General features: G+C 66.8%; 12 protein-coding genes. 5 read left to right on the top strand and 7 right to left on the bottom strand.

All coding sequences use genetic code 11. The features are described 5' to 3' along the window. The first annotated feature begins 97 nt into the window (after positions 1–97). On the top strand, positions 98–799 hold the full coding sequence (locus tag PO883_RS13925; protein WP_289310302.1) for a hypothetical protein: 702 nt from the start codon (positions 98–100) through the stop codon (positions 797–799). A gap of 4 nt (positions 800–803) precedes the next feature. Here the strand turns inward: PO883_RS13925 and PO883_RS13920 are convergent, their stop codons facing one another. The 6 genes from PO883_RS13920 to PO883_RS13895 form a co-directional block, all read right to left on the bottom strand. Then, on the bottom strand, positions 804–1457 hold the full coding sequence (locus PO883_RS13920; RefSeq protein ID WP_289310301.1) for a hypothetical protein: 654 nt from the start codon (positions 1455–1457) through the stop codon (positions 804–806). Further along, positions 1454–2662, bottom strand: a complete 1209-nt coding sequence (locus tag PO883_RS13915) for a GAF domain-containing sensor histidine kinase (RefSeq protein ID WP_289310300.1) — start codon at positions 2660–2662, stop codon at positions 1454–1456. The genes PO883_RS13920 and PO883_RS13915 overlap by 4 nt, the downstream gene beginning before the upstream one ends. Positions 2663–2766: 104 nt before the next feature. After that, on the bottom strand, positions 2767–6450 hold the full coding sequence (locus PO883_RS13910) for an EAL domain-containing protein (protein WP_289310299.1): 3684 nt from the start codon (positions 6448–6450) through the stop codon (positions 2767–2769). A gap of 269 nt (positions 6451–6719) precedes the next feature. Beyond that, positions 6720–7682 (bottom strand): alpha/beta fold hydrolase, encoded by a 963-nt coding sequence (locus PO883_RS13905; RefSeq protein ID WP_289310298.1) that lies wholly within the window; start codon positions 7680–7682, stop codon positions 6720–6722. Continuing rightward, a complete protein-coding gene (locus PO883_RS13900) occupies positions 7679–9295 on the bottom strand; it encodes a GMC family oxidoreductase (RefSeq protein WP_289310297.1) in 1617 nt (538 codons plus the stop codon). Before PO883_RS13900 ends, PO883_RS13905 begins: the two co-directional genes overlap by 4 nt. After that, a complete protein-coding gene (locus tag PO883_RS13895; RefSeq protein WP_289310296.1) occupies positions 9292–9828 on the bottom strand; it encodes a hypothetical protein in 537 nt (178 codons plus the stop codon). Before PO883_RS13895 ends, PO883_RS13900 begins: the two co-directional genes overlap by 4 nt. A 90-nt stretch (positions 9829–9918) precedes the next feature. Between PO883_RS13895 and PO883_RS13890 the strand changes: the two genes are divergently transcribed. From PO883_RS13890 to PO883_RS13875, 4 genes are all read left to right on the top strand, one after another. Further along, on the top strand, positions 9919–10617 hold the full coding sequence (locus PO883_RS13890; RefSeq protein WP_289310295.1) for a hypothetical protein: 699 nt from the start codon (positions 9919–9921) through the stop codon (positions 10615–10617). A 243-nt stretch (positions 10618–10860) separates the two neighbouring features. Then, the gene (locus PO883_RS13885; RefSeq protein ID WP_289310294.1) at positions 10861–11046 is read left to right on the top strand and encodes a hypothetical protein; all 186 of its coding nucleotides are present in this window, start codon (positions 10861–10863) and stop codon (positions 11044–11046) included. 81 nt (positions 11047–11127) lie between these two features. Next, positions 11128–14907, top strand: a complete 3780-nt coding sequence (locus PO883_RS13880) for a LodA/GoxA family CTQ-dependent oxidase (protein WP_289310293.1) — start codon at positions 11128–11130, stop codon at positions 14905–14907. Further along, positions 14904–16040, top strand: coding sequence for an NAD(P)/FAD-dependent oxidoreductase (locus tag PO883_RS13875; RefSeq protein WP_289310292.1), 1137 nt, complete (start codon positions 14904–14906; stop codon positions 16038–16040). Before PO883_RS13880 ends, PO883_RS13875 begins: the two co-directional genes overlap by 4 nt. Positions 16041–16068: 28 nt before the next feature. Here PO883_RS13875 and PO883_RS13870 read toward each other — a convergent pair whose 3' ends face one another. Continuing rightward, complete coding sequence (locus PO883_RS13870; protein WP_289310291.1) at positions 16069–16833, bottom strand: RNA methyltransferase; 765 nt, start codon at positions 16831–16833, stop codon at positions 16069–16071. Positions 16834–16958: the final 125 nt, after the last annotated feature.

Genomic DNA, 16958 nt, shown 5'->3' with positions numbered 1-16958 from the left:
ATCTCCGGCAGATTTCCATTTGGTATCAATTGTAGCGCGCCATGGTGTATAAAAGAGCCTGCGACGCCACCGGCGTGACCGACATGGAGAGGATGACTTGAACAGGAACCTGATGGGATGCTGCGTGCTGGCCGCCATGCTGGCCGCATGCCACGACCGGGCCGCGCAGGCCAAGGACGCCCCCGGCGCGGCCAACACGATGAGCTGCATCATCGATGGCGCCACCGCCTTCAGCGCCAGCGGCAAGGATGTCAGCGTCGCCAGCCTGGGCACCACGGCCGCCACCGCCAACCTGGGACTCGGGCTGCACGCCGGCAGCATCGGCCGCACCCATGCCATATCGACCGGGCTGGTGGAGCTGCCGATCGCCCCGGGCAGCTATCAATTCCCCAAGCCCGGCACGCCAGGCGCATCGGGCGCCTACTATCGCATCAAGAATGACGCCAACGAGACCCTGGAAGACTATACCGGCAGCGCCTACGGGCAGTTTTACGCCCTGGCCGAGCAGGATCCGCAAGCCCGGCTGGTGCTCGACATCACCCGTTTCCAGAAGCTGCCCGCGACCATGCCGACAACGCAGCGCCTGAGCATCGCCGGCACCTTCCGCTTCAACGCGGCGTATGTCGCCTACGTCAAGGGCAAGCTGCCGGACGCCTGCAGCACCGAAGCGCTGACCCGCTCGATGAGCAATATCGGCAAGCCGGTCAGCTACCCGCGCTACAACCCGGACATCTGCGGCGCAAAACGCCACCGCGTCGAGTGCAAGTTCGACGTGACGCAAGACTTGATGCTGCTGTGAGCCGTCAGCGGCAGTTCGCGTTCCACGCATCGTAGTCGGCGCCGGTGCGGCGCGCCCAGATGGTGGCGTCGCCATCGCGCGCGCTGCGGAACACCAGCGCCACCATTTCTTCGCTGCCCTCGCCGCTCGCGCCGACATCGATTGCGTGCAGCTCGAACGGCGCCGAACGCTGGCGCGCGCAGCCGGTGTTCCCGGCCAGCAGCAGGCGTGCCTTGTCCAGCAGCTTGCCCTGCTGCGCCAGCACGCCGACCAGTTCCGTATCCGGCATGCGCTGCAACAGCGCCACCGGCCTGGCCGGCGGCACGCAGCCGCTGGCGCGGTCGAGCCAGACGAACTGGCGCACGCGTTCGCCGCCGCCCCACTCGCCTTTGTCGGGCGCGTAGGCAAAATCGATGCGCTGCATGCGGCACAGCAGCTTGAGAGCGCGCCGCGGGGCCATGAGCACCGTGGCCGTCACCTGCCATGGCGCGCCGGCGCCCGCGCGCGTGACCGCGAAGGCTGGCTGCGCGCTGTGATTCTCGGGAAAGCGCTTCTGGTAGTAGGCATGGAACGATTTGAGCTCGGCCTCGGCCGGGACCCGCGTCTCCACGGCCGCCTGCCCGGCACCCATATGCCCGGCGCCCGCCACCAGCAGCAGGGCCAGCAACGCCGCCCTCATGCGCGCACGACCGTGCGCCGCTCGACCGGCTCGCCGGCGCGCATGCGGAACGTAAAGCGCGTGGCGCCGTTTTCGGATGTCACTTCCAGCGTGCCGCCATGCGAACGGGCGATTTCGGACACGATGAACAAACCCAGTCCCAGGCCTTCGCTGGCGGCGTGGCCGGCGGCGCGCCAGAACGGCTTGAACAATTGTCCGATGGTGGCCGGCGCGATGGCCGGCCCGCCATTGGCCACCGAGATTTCCAGCTCGCCGCCGCGTGCAATGGCGCGCACCAGCACCGCTTCCTCGCGCGCACCGTGCACCAGCGCGTTCTTGAGCAGGTTCGACAGCAATTGCTGGATGCGCCCACTATCGCAATACACGCAGCCCGGCACGTCGATGTCTTGTGCGATACGGTGTTCCGGATAGGCGCCCTGCAACTCGGCCACCACCTGTTCGAGCGACTGCTGCAGGCCGGCGTCGCTATGCAAATTGAGCGCAATGCCGCCGCCCATGCGCCCGCGCGTGAAATCCATGACATCGTTGACCAGGGTCGACATGCGCAGTGCGCTGCGCCGCATGCGCTCGACCACGCCCGCGGCCTGTGCGCTGAGCGGCTCGCGCTTGAGCAGTTCGGCGCCCAGCAGGATCGACGACAGCGGCGTGCGCAAGTCATGTCCCAGCACGGCAATGAACTGCTCGCGCAGCTCCGAGGTATCGCGTTCGCTCAGCAGCGCGGATTGCGATTCGCTCAGTTTCAGTTCACTTTCGAGGTGCTTGGATATGAGCTGGGCGAACAGGCCCATGCTCGCCACGGTGGCCGTGTTCGACAAGTCCGCCGGCAGCGGATCGAGCCCGCACAGGGTGCCGAAATAGCTGCCGTCCGCGCGCTGGATCGGCAGCGAAATATAGCTCTGGAAGCCGTAGATGCGCGGCGTATGGTGGTCGCGGTAGCGCGCATCGGCGCTGACATTGTCGATGATGACGGGGCGGCCGCTGTCGCGCACTTCTTGGCACAGGGTGGTGGCCAGGTCGAGGCCGTCGCCGGCCTTGAGGCCGAATCCGAGCCGGTCGAGCACGGCGCACGTGGTCCACGCATCGGCGCTCACGCGCGCGATGCAGACAAAGCGCAAGCCGGTGATCGCGGCCACCGCTTCGAGGATTGTCGGAACTGAGGAAATCGCCTCAATGGCGGCGATATCGGCAGCAATCTCTGTTTGCATCAATCTCTCTTGCGCGAAAACCGGGTTGATCGAAGCGCAATCGTATCATGCGTTCCCGGCGCCGGAGATTTTCGAGACGGCGGGCACCCCGCCCCCGCCCCCGCTCAGGCAGCCTGGCGCCCGTGCATCTGGTGATGCAGGCGGAAGCCTTCGCGAATATTCTCGCGCAGCACCGCGCCCTTCCACGGTTTGGTGTAGAAGCGGTCGATCGCTCCATGGTTGATCGCCGCCATGATCGGGGTCAGGTCCGAATACGCCGACAGCATGATGCGGAAGGTGTCCGGGCACAGGTTCTTGACCCGCTCCATGAATTCGGTCCCGCTCATGAGCGGCATGCACTGGTCGCACAGGATCACCTGCACCTTGTGGCGCGCCAGGATGTCGAAGCCTTCGGCCGCCGTCTGCGCGGTCAGGATGCGGTAGCCGTCCTGCGCCAGGAAGTCCGACAGCACGTCGAGCATGAAGGCGTCGTCGTCGACGATGAGCAGGGTTTGCTGGTTGACCAGCGATTCGTCGAGCGGCGGCATCAGGTACTTGCCCTCGCTGAGCATTTGCTCGAATTCGTCTTCCGGCAGCGGGCGGCTGAAGTAGTAGCCCTGCATCTCGTCGCAGCCGTGGCGGCGCAGGTAAGCCAGTTGCGCATCCTTTTCCACGCCCTCGGCGATCACCTGCAGTTTCAGGCTGTGCGCCATGTTGATGATGGCCAGCACGATGGCCGCATCGTCGGGATTGCTGGTCACTTCGCGCACGAACGCGATGTCGATCTTCAGTTTGTCGATCGGGAAGCGCTTCAGGTACGCCAGGCTGGAATAGCCGGTACCGAAATCGTCGATCGAAATCTGGATCCCCAGCGCCTTGAGATTGCGCAGCACGGTGATGGTGTCTTCCGCGTTCGACATCAGCGAGCTTTCGGTCAGTTCGAGTTCCAGCAGTTCGGGCGCGATGTCGTGCACCTTGATCGCATTGAGCACTTCCTGTTCCAGGCCGCCGACGAAAAACTGGATGCCCGACACGTTCACCGACAGGTGCACCGGCCCGATCTTGCTCTTGCCCCACTCGCTGATCTTGCGGCACGCTTCATTCAACACCCAGGTGCCGACCCGCACGATCAGGCCGGTCTCTTCCAGGATCGGGATGAACAGTCCGGGCGAGACCATGCCGTGGCCCGGCCGCTTCCAGCGGATCAGCGCTTCGGCGCCGCTGATGCGGCCCGACCCGATATGCACCTTGGGCTGGTAGAACAGTACGAATTCGCCATTGTCGATGGCGCGCCGCAGCGCATTTTCCAGGTCCAGGCGCGCCAGCGACTGCGCGTTCATCTCCGCCGTAAAGAAGCGGAACGCATCGCGCCCGGCTTCCTTGGCGCGGTACATGGCCGTGTCGGCATACTTGATCAGGGTGTCGGCATCGAGGCCATCGTCCGGATACACGGTGATGCCGATGCTGGCCGTGACGGTCACTTCGTGCCCTTCCAGGTCGAACGGGCGGCGCAGCGTTTCGCGGATCTTGTCGACCACCGCGATGGCCGTCTGCGGGCCTTCGGGCAGCATCAGGATGGCCGCGAATTCGTCGCCGCCGAAGCGCCCGATGGTGTCGCGCACGCGCAGGCAGTCGACCAGGCGGCTGGCGAACTGGCGCAGCAGCTCGTCGCCGATCGGGTGGCCGAGCGTGTCGTTGACGGTCTTGAAGCGGTCGACATCGAGGAACAGCACCCCCACCGCCCAGCGGTGCTCGCCCGCCTGCTCCAGCGCGCGCGTGAGCGAGGAATAGAACTGGCTGCGGTTCGGCAGCCCGGTCAGGGTATCGAAATGGGCCAGTTTCAGCAGGCGCAGTTCGGCTTCCTTGCGCTCGGTGATATCGCGCGCCACCGCCACCAGGATCCAGCTCGAACCGGAACGCAGGGTGCGGCGCTGCACTTCGACCGACAGCGGCGAGCCATCCTTGCGCTGCAACAGCAGTTCGGCCATGGCGCCCGACTGGTCGCCCGAGAGCAGCTTGTCGTACAGGTCCTTGAGGCGCAGCTTGTCGTTTTCATCCTCGCCCGGCAGGGCCGGCGCCGACAGCGCCAGGAAGTCGTCGCGCGCGAAGCCGAGCATGCGGCAGGCGGTGGCGTTGACGTCGACGAAGGCCATGCCGGAACGGTCGATCAGGAAAATCGCGTCGGCGGTGGCATCCATCGCGGTGCGAAAGCGCCGCAAATCCTCATCGAGGCGGATGCGCGCCGTCATGTCGGCGGTCAGCTGGGCATGGTGGCGCTTGATTTCTTCGTACAGCAGCAGGTTTTCGTAAGCGACGGCGATCTGCGCACTGACCGTCACCACCACGCGCTCGTCGACTTCCGAAAAGCCGTCGGCGCCGAGCTTGTCGACCAGGTACAGCCAGCCGTGCACGCGTTCGCGCGCGGCGATCGGCACGCCCACGAAGGAATGCACCGGCGGGTGGTTCTGCGGCAGCCCGATCGTGCGCGGGTCGCCGCCCACGCTATCCATGCGCACCGGGATGCGCTGGTCGAGCAAGGTGGCCAGCACCCCGGCGCGCGGCGTGCTGGCCACCACCCGCGCCTGGCGGTTTTCGCCGCACGAGGAAAAGTAACTCAGTTCGTCGGCGCCTTCATCGAGCACGCCGATGCAGGCATATTTGGACACGCAGACATTCTGCGCCACGCGGCAGCCGATTTCGAGCAGCGCGGTCGGATCGCGTTCGGCCCCCAGCTCGATCCCCAGTTCGATCAGGGCGGTCAGGCGCAGGCTCACCGCCTGCAGGCTGGACAGGGAACTGGAGAGCCGGTCGGTCATCTGCGCCAGGTCGTACGAGGGCTCGGGCATGCCGTGGCTGGCGATGCGCGACAAGACCTGGCTGCTGCTCGACTCGACTTCGACCAGGCATTCGGCCACCGTGTTATCGATCAGGTGCATGCGGTTCGGCTCGGCCTGCGGCACCGAAAACGCGGGCAGCATGGGCGGATCGGTGATCCCGAGCGCTTCGTGCACGGTGCGCAGGATCACGTCCGGGTCCGACGGTTTGGGCAGCACCCAGCGCACCCCGCAGGCTTGCGCCATCTTGTTCGCTTCGCGCTCGCGGTAGGTGGCGGTGTAAAAGATCACCGGCAGCTCGTCCATGGCCGGGTCCTTGCGCAGGCGCATGACGAATTCGTAGCCATCCATGTTCGGCATCAGGATGTCGGAGATGATCAGGTCGGGGCGCTCGGCATACACCATCTTCAAGCCTTCGACCCCGTCGGCGGCCTCGATCAGGCGGTAGCCGCCGTAGCCGAGCAGGGTCATCAGGAATTCGCGGTTGAGCACATGGTCGTCGACGATCAGGATCGTGGCCTGTTCACCGCTGCGCGCTTCGCTGGCGGGCGCGCCGGCCGGCTCGGCATGGCCCTCGGCGGGACTGGCCACCGGTTCGGACGGCGCCAGCAGCGGTAGAAAGCTTTCCAGCTGGGCCACAAAAGTGTCGGGCTCGATCGGTTTGCCGATATAGCCGTCGAAGCCGGCGGCGAGCAAGCGTTCGCGGTCGCCCACCATGGCCAGCGCGGTCACCGCCAGCACCGGAATGGCGGCCAGCGCCGGATCGCCCTTGAGCGCCGCGACCACGCCGTAGCCGTCCAGGCGCGGCAGGTGCACGTCGCAGATGATCAGGTCGGGAATCGCCTCGCGCGCGCTATCGACGCCGCTCACGCCGTCGTACGCCGTCAACGGGGTATAGCCGAATGCCTTCAGCAAATACACCATCAATTCCATATTGGTGGTGTTGTCTTCGATGATGAGGATGCGTGCGGACACTGTTGCGCTCCTGGGTTAAACCGGACTGGTGCAACTGGTGGAATCGCATTCCGGGCTTGTCTGTTGCATCCTGACACATTCCTACGCCGATAGGCAATTGTGCACGACGTTATCAACGGGACAGAGACGCAAGCAGTCGCTATTCGGCGACAAAACCCGCACCGGCGATGTTCCGAAAACAAGAATCTCACCAATACTATCGAGCAAGAAATCGGACTGTCCATGACAATCAACGCTGAATGACTCTATCACGCCTTTTGCCGGGCTTGCTAAAGAATATCCGCCGGTGTGGATAGCTTGGCAATTTCATCCATGAGGCGCGCCAGCACGCGCCCGTTGCGGCACAGCGCCACATGGCCGACGCCGCCGAAAGCGATATTGCGCGCCCCTTCCAGCACGCTGGATGTTTGCGGGGCCACGATGTTGTCGTGGTGGGTATAGAGGGAGGTGATGAGGGCGCGCGTGGCCGCGCTTTCGCTCGCGCCCAGCGCGCGCAGCCAGGCGCTTTCCAGAGCCTCGCCGCCGGCCTGGCGCTGCATCTGGCTGGCGTTCACGCCCACGCCCTTGCCGGCCAGGACGGTGCCGTGGTGCGGCGTACCGATGGTAAATACATGGGCCACGCGCGCGCTGCCGTGCGCGCGCAGGTAGGCGCGCGCCACCAGGCCGCCCATGCTGTGCGCCACGATGATGACGCGCTGCGCGCCGCTCGCTTCGCACAGGGCATCGGCGGCGCGCCGCACCAGCGGCACGAAGTCGTCGATGCCGGCCAGCAGCGGCTCCAGGTCGAGCGAGGCGTGGCTGATGCGGGCCGCGTCGAGATGCCGTGCCAGGTGCGCCCAGTAGCCGCTGTTGCAGCCGTAACCGTGCAACAGCAGCACCGGCGGCGCAGTGCTGCCAGGGTAAATACGCTGGCGCGCCACCGCGTGCACCATGAACCACGACGATTGCAGCATGCTCGCCATGAATTCCTCGGCGAACAGGCGCAGCATGGCGCCGGGGCCGATCCGGAACGGCGCCGGCGTCGGGCTGGCAAAGCGCGCCGTCATGACGAAATTGTTCGCAGTGATCAGCAGGCGCACCAGCAGCACCGCTGCCAGCCCGCAGCCGAGCGCCAGCCAGGGCGAGGCCAGGCCGCCGTAGCGCATCGCCGCCAAGCCGATGGCGCCCGCCGCCGCGGCCTGCACCAGCAGCAGCGAGCGCAGCAGGGCGCGCGTGCTCAGCGCCGCCTTCACGCGACCCGGGGGGCCGGCTTGCCGCTCAGTTCCTGCGCCAGCTCGCTCGCCAGGCGCGCCGTGATGGCATAGATCGACAGCTGCGGATTGGCCCCGATCGAGGTCGGGAACAGCGAACCGTCGTGCACCGACAGGTTGCGCACGCCGTGGTAGCGGCCATTCGCGCCGGCCACCCCGCGCCGCTCGTCGTCGGACATGCTGCAGCCGCCCATCACGTGCGCCGAGACGATGCGCGTGATGTGCTCGCGCATCGGCAGCGCGGCGATGCCTTTTTTGGCGGCCTCCCAGCTGGTATAGCGTGCGGCCAGTTCGTGCACCGGCTGCACGCTGGTGGCGCCGGCCGCGAACTGGATTTCGGCCATCGACAGCATGGCGCGGCGCACGCCATCCCACAGATAATCACCCAGCGGATAATCGAGCAGCGGCGCGCCTTCGCGCGTCAGGCCCACGCTGCCGCCCGGGGCATCGCCATGGAAACCGTCGCGCAGCAGCGCCAGCAAGCCATGCACATGGGGGAACTGGCGCATGGTGTCGGTATGCGCCTGGCCAAAGCCGGCCATGGTGGTCGACAGCAGCAGCGGATGCAGGGGCGGCGCTTCGAGCTTGTAGCCGATCGGCCCGTCGATCGGGCCGGTTTGCAGGAAGTGGTCGGAATAGATGGTTTGCGGGGCGCCGGCGAAGCCGTCCACGCGCTGCGCGAAGATGGCGGCCGAGATCACGGTCGGATGCAGGAAGGTGCGCCTGCCGAGCAGCCCGTGGGGATTGGGCGCGCGTGAGCGCAGCAGCAAGGCCGGCGAATTGATCGCCCCGCCGGCCACGATGAAGTGTTTGGCGCGCAGCGTGACGAGGCGCCCGCTCGCGGCCAGCCCGCTCGCGTCCATCGCTTCGCACACCAGGCTGTCGACCGTGTCGCCCTTGAACACCAGGCGCTGGGCGCGCGCATGCGTGAGCAGGGTGGCGCCGTGGCTGAGCGCCGCCGGGATGGTGGTGACCAGCATCGATTGCTTGGCATTGGTCGGGCAACCCATGCCGCAGTAGCCCAGGTTCCAGCAACCCTTGACGTTGCGCCGGATCGCGCCCGAGGAAATGCCCAGGCGTGCGGCGCCGCGCTTGAGCAGGTCATTGTTTTCGTTGGGCGGGGCTTGCCAGTCGCCCACCGACAGGCGCGCTTCCATCATCGCGAACCAGGGCGCCAGCGCCTCGGTGCTGTAGCTGGCCAGGCCGAAGTTCTTTTGCCAGTACGCCAGGGTCGGGGCCGGGGTGCGAAAGCTCGAGGTCCAGTTGACGGTGGTCGAGCCGCCCACGGTGCGCCCTTGCAGGATGTTGATGGCCTTGTCGCGCGTCTTGCGCGCGGCCGATTCCTGGTACAGCGCCGGATAGGCATCCGCTTCGCGCATCTTGAAGTCTTTCGAGGACTTGAGCGCGCCCTCCTCCACGATGACGACCGTGAGCCCGGCCAGCGCCAGGATCTCGGCGCTGACGCCGCCCCCGGCGCCGCTGCCGATGATGACCACGTCGGCAAGGATGCTGCGGTCGGCCTCGAGGCGGGCGCCATCGATCACTTTCCAGCCGGCCGCCAGGCCGGCTTCGATCGGATCGGGGATGGGACTCATGCCAGTTCCTTGATCGGACCGGGATAGCCGATGCCGGCCCAGCTGGACGGATCGGCATACCAGGAACCGATGATCAGGTCATGCAGCGCGTGGTAGGCGCTTTGCAGCATGCCGATGCGGTGAAAGCGCCAGTCGTGCAGGAACACGCCGACCTGCTCGACGCTGGCGCCGGCCCAGCCGCCCGACACGCCCGCCAGCAAGCGCCGCGCGGGCGCCAGCGAGAGCAGGCCGAACAGGTCCTGGACTTCCTTTTGCGCAGCCAGCGGCAGGCCCAGGATGGCCTGGTGCACGCGCGCGGTGGTGGCCGTCACGGCGGCCAGGCGCGCGCCCGGGTCGGCCGGCAGCGCCCCGGCCAGCATGGCCGGTACGATGGCGTCGATGGCCGCGCGCGCTTCGCCGTCGAGGGCAAAGCGGCCCAGCGGCGAGGGATGGGTATAGCGGTAAATGCCGCCGCCTGCCGCCAGGGTCAGCGCGGCCAGCGCCCCGACCTTGAGGAAGGTTCTGCGTTTGGTCTCCATGTCTTTGTTTTCCATGCTATTTTTTGGGGTAGTGTACGCCAAAGGGGATGGTATAAAATCCAACAAACTAGAGTGAACCGTCTAGACGTTTCTGGTACAAAGCGAATGAATAAAGACAAACTGGCCGCCGAACTCGAACACCATCTGCGCCTGCTGGCGGCCGGGCGCGAGCAGGCGCGCCGCGATCCGGCCCTGCAGGCGGCGCGCACGGCGCTCAAGCGCTACCAGTCGGCCCGCCTGGCCGCCACCCACCCCGACCTGCTGGCCGCGCCCGACACGCGCGAGGCGGCCGCTTTTTTCCTCAACGATATCTATGGCGCGCACGACCTGGAGCGGCGCGAGGCCGACCTGGAACGCGTGGTCCCCAGCCTGCAGCGGCTGTTGCCCTACGAATCGCTGCACACGATCACGGGCGCGATCGCGCTCGACGCCCTGACCGAACAGCTCGATACGGCCATGGCGCGCGTGCTGGGCGCCGACTTCGACGAAAGCGCGTACCTGCTGGCCTACCGCAGCGCCACCGCACCCGAGCAACGCGCGCGCCAGCTCGACCTGGTGCAGCAGCTGGGCGATTCGCTGTGCGCGCTGGTGCGCATTCCCCTGCTTTCGCTGACCTTGTCGGTGATGCGCGGGCCGGCCAGGCTGGCCGGCGTGACCGACCTGCACCAGTTCCTCGAACGCGGTTTCAGTACCTTCAAGAAGATGAAAAAGCCGGCCCACTTCGTCGACACCCTGGTCGGGCGCGAACGGCGCGCCATGGGGCATATTTACAGCGGACGCAGGGAACCCTTCGACGTCTTCTGATCCCGGCCCGCCCCTCCCTGCGCCATCGCGATTGCGTCAAGCCCCGGATCAAGGCCCTTGTTGTTTCCATACAGCGTTTGGTCGTTTGCGGACTGCTCAACTGCCAAATTTGCATTTCCTTAATATATTTACAGCACTGTGATTATTGGGGAGATTTGCACTGGCGATATGGCGTATGTTGGATGGCTCGGTACCCGAAAACAGACCAGCGGCGTGGACGCAGCACGCCTCGAGGGGAAGACGATGCCACACATTCCGGCCGGCCCGAACGATCCGCAAGCCTCTGACGCGCAAGGGGCGACGCGCGCCCCGATGTTCGTCGAAGCGGATCAGCCGGCCATTGGCCTGATGTGTTTCGTGGCGGCCGGCATGGCCATCCCGCAGGCTTGCATTCCAAGAACATCCCCATCGACGCCCGCATTCCTATAGTGATACGCAGTCAGCGTCCCGCTGCCTCCCCGGTGCCGGCACGCCAGTCCCATTCCAACTATCCAGAGAGGGAGAACAGCAATGAAAGCGAGTCAGCCCCTGCACAGTGCGTTCCGGATTCATCCTGCCGTCGGTGTCGCGCGGGTGGGCAATAGCGAGGAATTTGTCATCGCCCCCGAGACCATGGCCGGCGCTCCGATCGCCCCGGGCCAGGTGCTGAGCGGCGGTTTGCCGATCCGGGCTGGCAGCGAGGCCGACCCGGTGCGCAGCGGCGACCTGCGCGATGCGCAAGGCGCCCTGAAGCGCCAGGCCGCGCGCTTTCGCATCTTCCACTACGCCCCCCAGGCCAGCGAGAGCTGGCCGCGCGGCGACGGCACCGAAGTCGCGATCGGCACGCGCATCGAGGGCTTGACGGTGACCGACATCATCTGGACCGTCCACCTGGCCAACAAGAAAGCCAACACCTTTGTGCTCGAAGAGACGCATCTGCCGGGCATCGATGGCTACGAGAAGGGACAGCTGCCGCCGATCCGCAATGCCGCGCTGCCACTCCAGCAAGCGTCGCACTCGACCGACAAGATCGCCATCCTGAACCTGCCGGAACGGGTCCGCAAGCTGACCATCGACCCCGGTCCGCGCACGATCGCGGGCGCGCGCGCCAGTGCCGTGCATTTCGACAAGGCCAGCGTGGCCTCGTATTACGATGCGGCCAGCGCCAGCGTGGTCGCGCTGGCGCGCTATCCGATGTCCTTCCCGGGCGACGCGTTCGCGCGCATGGACAGCCCCGCCGGCCCGATCGATACCCTGGGCAGCCTGCTCACCGACGAGCGCGGCCGCCTGCTGGTGGTCGGCGGCTTCGGGCGCGCCAGCGGCTGGGCGCAAGCGGCTCCCACGCCACTGGACGACGATGTGAATAACGACCAGTGGTTCGACGACACCTCGGACGGCCCGGTAGCGGCCACGCTGGTGTTCGACGACGGCAGCCACGCCGTGGTGCACGGCGCCTGGGTCACCACCACCGATCCGGCCTACGCACCCCAGATCCCGAACATCGTGTCGCTGTGGGACGATGTGTACGACTGCTGGGTGCGCAAGATGGCGCTGGCGCCGGCCATCTTCAACGCCAAGACCGGCACTTACCGGAGCGACTACAAGCCCAGCTTCGACGACCAGCTGGCCCCCATGTTCACCAGCGCGGCGCTGCAGCAATGGACGGTCAACATGAGCGAGCGCGGCATGTCGGCGCACCGCAACCTGGCCACCATCCGCGCCGAGGACGATCCGGCCAGCACCGCCCTGGCCGGGCTGGTCGCGATCTTCCGCAATCCGCTCGATTCCAGCCAAACCGACACCACGCGCATGCCTTTGCACCTGGGCGACGCCAAGAGCGCGATGCTGACCCTGCGCCAGACCCAGTATTTTTTTCTGCAACGCTGGAACCAGGGGCGCGGCAACTATGTCGCCGGCAGCGGCCCGGCGCTGGGGGCCGGCGAGTATCTCGACAAGGCGACCATGGTCAACTGCCTGGGCGGGCGTTTCAGTCCCGGCATCGACCTCACCTTCACCATGCGCGAAGCGGCCATCTACCTGCAACCGTGGGCCAGCTGCGGCGCCGGGCCGTTCCGCATCCGCGCCGCCGCGCTGGACTACGCGGCGATCGCTGCCGGCCCCGGCACCGGCGCGCCCGTGCTGAGCGTCGGCTATGTGCCGCGCCACCGCGAGGCGGACGGGCTCGAGCCGGGCGACCTGTCCAAGTTCATGGCGGTCCCGTGGCACACCGACTATAACTCCTGCGCCACCCACCTGCCCTCGCCCAACCCGGCCGGCAACCGCACCCTGTTCTGGTCGTGGCCGGCGCAACGGCCGGTGGCGGTCTACGCCCTGGCCGACGTGCGCAGTGAAGCGTCCGGCGATATCAATACCCAGGAACCGGACCGGCCGCCACAGGTCGCCGTGCTCGGCGCGCAACGCTGGTCGGTGCGCGGCCCCGGCACCGATTCCGAGCGGCCGGAAAACTGGGGCCGCTACCAGAGCCGGATGGACATCCTCGATCACTGGCACCGTATCGGCGTGGTCATGCAGGCGAGCGCGATCGACGGCAGCGCGCTGGCGCTCGACGATGGCTGGTACCTGGAAGTGGAAAGCAAGCTGGTCGATACTGGACTCACGCCCGTGGTGCCGTTTCCCAACTTTGCCAGCGCGACCGCGCCCAAAGACGCCCGCACGCTCGACGCCCGCAGCCTGTTCCACCAGCTGATGAACGTGGCGGCGCATCCGGAAGTGCTGCCCGACGCGCGCGCCTACGTCGATGCCTGGCTGGCCTGGGCCGAGCTGTTCGCCGCCGATCCGCAGCGCGCCTCGGCGGACTTGCTGGCATTCGACTACAGCGAGGATGCGTTGCGCGAGCGGCTCGACCTGATTTACCAGGAAATGGTGGACGATGCCGCCGCCGTCGATCCGGGCAACAGCGACCAGTATTTCAACACCTATGCCGCGATGGTGACCTACACCATCCAGTGGGCGCCGTTCAACCTGATCGACGGCGCCTGGCTGCGCAACATCGGCCGTACCGGTCCGATCGACGCCGTGCGCGCGCTGCTGTACTCGGTGTCGATGGATGAAATGGGCGATGGCAATGTGTCCATGAACCATTGCAATATCTACCGCGATCTGTGCGCCTCGGTCGGCTATTATCCGCAGCCGATCGACTCGCGCGAGTTCGCCTTCGATCCGATGTTTCTCGACAGCGCCTTCAGCGTACCGGCATTCCAGATGGCCATTTCGCAATTTTCGGAAGATTATTATCCGGAACTGATCGGCATGACCCTGTACCTGGAATGGCAAGTGGTCGACCTGAAGCCGACCCGCGACCTGATGGAATATGTCGGCATCGATCCGCACTTTTATGTCATGCACATCGGCATCGACAACGCCGTCAACGGCCACGGCCAGCGCGCCGCCGAGGCGGTGCGGCTGTATCTGCAAAGCGTGCGCGACCTTGGCGAAGGCGAGCAGGCGGTGCAGCGCGCATGGCGCCGCATCTGGAACGGCTTCGTCGCCTTCGGCAGCATCGGCAGCTTCGGCGCAGACCTGATCAAGCTGGTCACGCAAGCGCCCACCCTGCGCCAGCAAATGCTGTCCATGATCGAGCGCAAGACGACCTTCGGCAGCCGCAACCACCAGAAAAAGATGGTGGGCGGCTGCCGCATCGACGAGTGGTTCGCCGACCCGCCCGGTTTCCTCGACGCGCTGGCGGAACACGGCTGGATCACGCCCGGCGACTGGGCCGGCAGCCGCATGCATGCCTTGATGAATTTCGAGACCGGCCCGATGTACCGCGTGTTCACCGATGACGAAATCACGCTCTGGGCCGATTACACCGCCGCGCTGGCCCATCCCGCGCCGCCGCCGGTCTTGCCGCCGCTCTCGCCCGCCTTCGCGATGGCGGCGCTGGTCGACCAACTGCGCCCGGTGCAGCGCGGTATCGCCGGTCACGTCACCGGCATGATGGCCGACCCGCACGGCGTGATCCATTCGATGGCCTGGTGGTTCGAGCAAAGCACGCGCGACCTGATGGCGGCGCTGGCCTCGCCCGTCAACGGCCTGGTCGTGCCGGGCCGGCCGCAGGACAGCCGCTTTTTCATGAGCCTGATCGCTCCCACCGGCCCCATGGGCTCGGCGTTCAGCCTGCCGGCGGCGGCGCCGAACAGCGGCACTTGCCGCGATGTGGTGCACCGCTGGATCCTGAACCAGTGTCCGCTGCTAAACCCGGCGCCCCTGCGCGTGCGCCTGCACTCGCCGCGCGCCAGGCACGAACGCAATCCGGGCGGGAAGATCATTGGCATGGGAGGCGTGCATTGACTGGCCCGGAGCGCTGCGACGTCGCCGTGCTGGGGGCCGGGCCGGCCGGCTGCGCGACGGCGCTGGCGCTGGCGCGCAACACCGCCTGGCGCATCGGCCTGATCGACCCCGGCGTGGCGCCCGGGCCCAGGGTCGGCGAGACCCTGTTGCCCGACACCCGCCTCGTGCTGGAACAGCTGGGCGTGCTGGACGCGTTCCTGGAGCAAGGCCATGCAAGCTGCCTCGGCAGCTGCTCGGCGTGGGGCAGCGCCATCCTGGGCTTCAATGACTTCCTGCTCAGTCCGAACGCGCTGGGCTGGCATCTGGACCGGCGCCGCTTCGATGCCTTCTTGCTGGACCAGGCCGCCGCCCGCCCGCAGGTGCGCTGCCTGCCGTCCCGCTTCGAGGCGTGCGCGCCGCTCGCCGGCGGCGGTTTCGCGCTGCGGCTGGCGGACCGGCAGGGCGCTGGCGCGGTGCTGGAGGCGCGCATCGTGGTCGACGCCACCGGACAGCGCGCCGCGTTTGCCCGGCGCGCGGGCGCGCGCCAGCTGTACCTGGACCGCCTGATGTTCGCGTATGGCTTTTTCGACACCGGCGCGGCCAGTTCCAGCGCCAGGCTGACCGTGCTGGAAGCGGCGCCATCGGGCTGGTGGTATGCCGCGCAGTTGCCCGATGCGCGCCTGGCGGTGGCCTGCGCCACCGATCCGGACTTGCTGCGCCGCGATGGCCTGGGCGGCGACGACGCCTGGCTGGTGCGGGTGCTCGCCACCGCGCATATCGCCGCCCGCCTCGACGGCTGCCGTTTCCTGCGCGGATCGCTGAGCATACGCCCGGCCATCAGCGGCATGCTCGATGCCGTCGCCGGAGCGCACTGGCTGGCGGTCGGCGATGCCGCCGCGGTGTACGATCCGCTGGCGGCGCAGGGCATCCATAAAGCCTTGTCCGACGGCCTGCGGGCGGCAGCGGCGATCGATGCCGCGCTCGGCGCCGATGGCGTGCTGGCGCCAGGGTATGGCGCCGGTGCGGCCGAGCGCTTCGAGCAGTACCGGACCAACCGCAACTATTTTTATGGACTGGAGCGGCGCTGGGAGCGGGACACGTTCTGGCAGCGCCGCCATGCGCGCACCGAACTGCAGCCGGCGCGACGCCATTGACGCTGGCGCGGCTGGCCTGCCGCGCCGCTCAGCGCGGCAATTTCAGGATATGGCGCGCGATCCCGCGCAGGATATTCACTTCCTCGGTTTCCAGCTGGGTGCGCGAAAACAGGCGTTTCAGGCGCGGCATGAGTTTCTTGGGATTGTCGGCATCGAGAAAATCGATCGCCACCAGGGCTTGTTCCAGGTGCGCATACATGCCGTCGATCTGTTCCAGGCTGGCGGCGTCGCCATGAAAGCCGATCGCGCTGGGCGCTGCTTCGCCGGTCTCGTTCGCCATGCCCGCCACCCGGCACTCGTAGGCCAGCACCTGGGCCGCCTGGGCCAGGTTGAGCGAGGAATAATCGGGATTGGCTGGAATATTGATCAGCACATTGCACTGTTCGACGATCTGGTTGGGCAGGCCGAAGCGCTCGTTACCGAAAATCAGCGCGGCCGACAAGTCGCCCTGCCCCGCCACGTGGCCGGCAAAATCGCGCGGGGTCCACACCGGCGGCGAGAATTCGCGCAGCCGGGCCGACACCGCGGCGGCGAAATTGCAGCCTTCCAGCGCCTCGCCGATGCTGCCGACGATGCGCGCCCCGGCCAGCACATCCTGGGCGCCGCTGGCGAAGGCCACCGCTTCCGGGTCTTGCAAGGCATCGGGAAAGCGCGGATTGACCAGCACCAGGTCGCCGAAGCCCATGGTTTTGATGGCCCGGGCGACGGCGCCGATATTGCCGGCGCGGCTGGTCTCGACCAGGACAAATCGCAGGCGTTTGAAAACAGACGTGTTGATTTCGGGCGTGTTCATTTAAAATAGCGCTATCGCGCAGTAGCGGATCATTAAAAACAGGGCTGACCAGCCCGCGATTTTAACCAGTTCGCCGCCGCACCGCTCTTTAATTCATTCTTGTTCACTACCGTACGCTGCGCCCA

Source organism: Massilia sp. DJPM01 (assembly GCF_030348125.1).
Lineage (GTDB): Bacteria > Pseudomonadota > Gammaproteobacteria > Burkholderiales > Burkholderiaceae_D > Telluria_A > Telluria_A frigida.
This window is presented reverse-complemented; position numbering and strand designations above follow the sequence as displayed.

Excerpts from the sequence above, each read along its gene's own strand:
- PO883_RS13920 (WP_289310301.1), bottom strand. The coding sequence starts at position 1,457 with ATGAGGGCGGCGTTGCTGGCCCTGCTGCTGGTGGCGGGCGCCGGGCAT.
- PO883_RS13915 (WP_289310300.1), bottom strand. The coding sequence starts at position 2,662 with ATGCAAACAGAGATTGCTGCCGATATCGCCGCCATTGAGGCGATTTCC.
- PO883_RS13900 (WP_289310297.1), bottom strand. The coding sequence starts at position 9,295 with ATGAGTCCCATCCCCGATCCGATCGAAGCCGGCCTGGCGGCCGGCTGG.
- PO883_RS13895 (WP_289310296.1), bottom strand. The coding sequence starts at position 9,828 with ATGGAAAACAAAGACATGGAGACCAAACGCAGAACCTTCCTCAAGGTC.
- PO883_RS13890 (WP_289310295.1), top strand. The coding sequence starts at position 9,919 with ATGAATAAAGACAAACTGGCCGCCGAACTCGAACACCATCTGCGCCTG.
- PO883_RS13885 (WP_289310294.1), top strand. The coding sequence starts at position 10,861 with ATGCCACACATTCCGGCCGGCCCGAACGATCCGCAAGCCTCTGACGCG.
- PO883_RS13880 (WP_289310293.1), top strand. The coding sequence starts at position 11,128 with ATGAAAGCGAGTCAGCCCCTGCACAGTGCGTTCCGGATTCATCCTGCC.
- PO883_RS13870 (WP_289310291.1), bottom strand. The coding sequence starts at position 16,833 with ATGAACACGCCCGAAATCAACACGTCTGTTTTCAAACGCCTGCGATTT.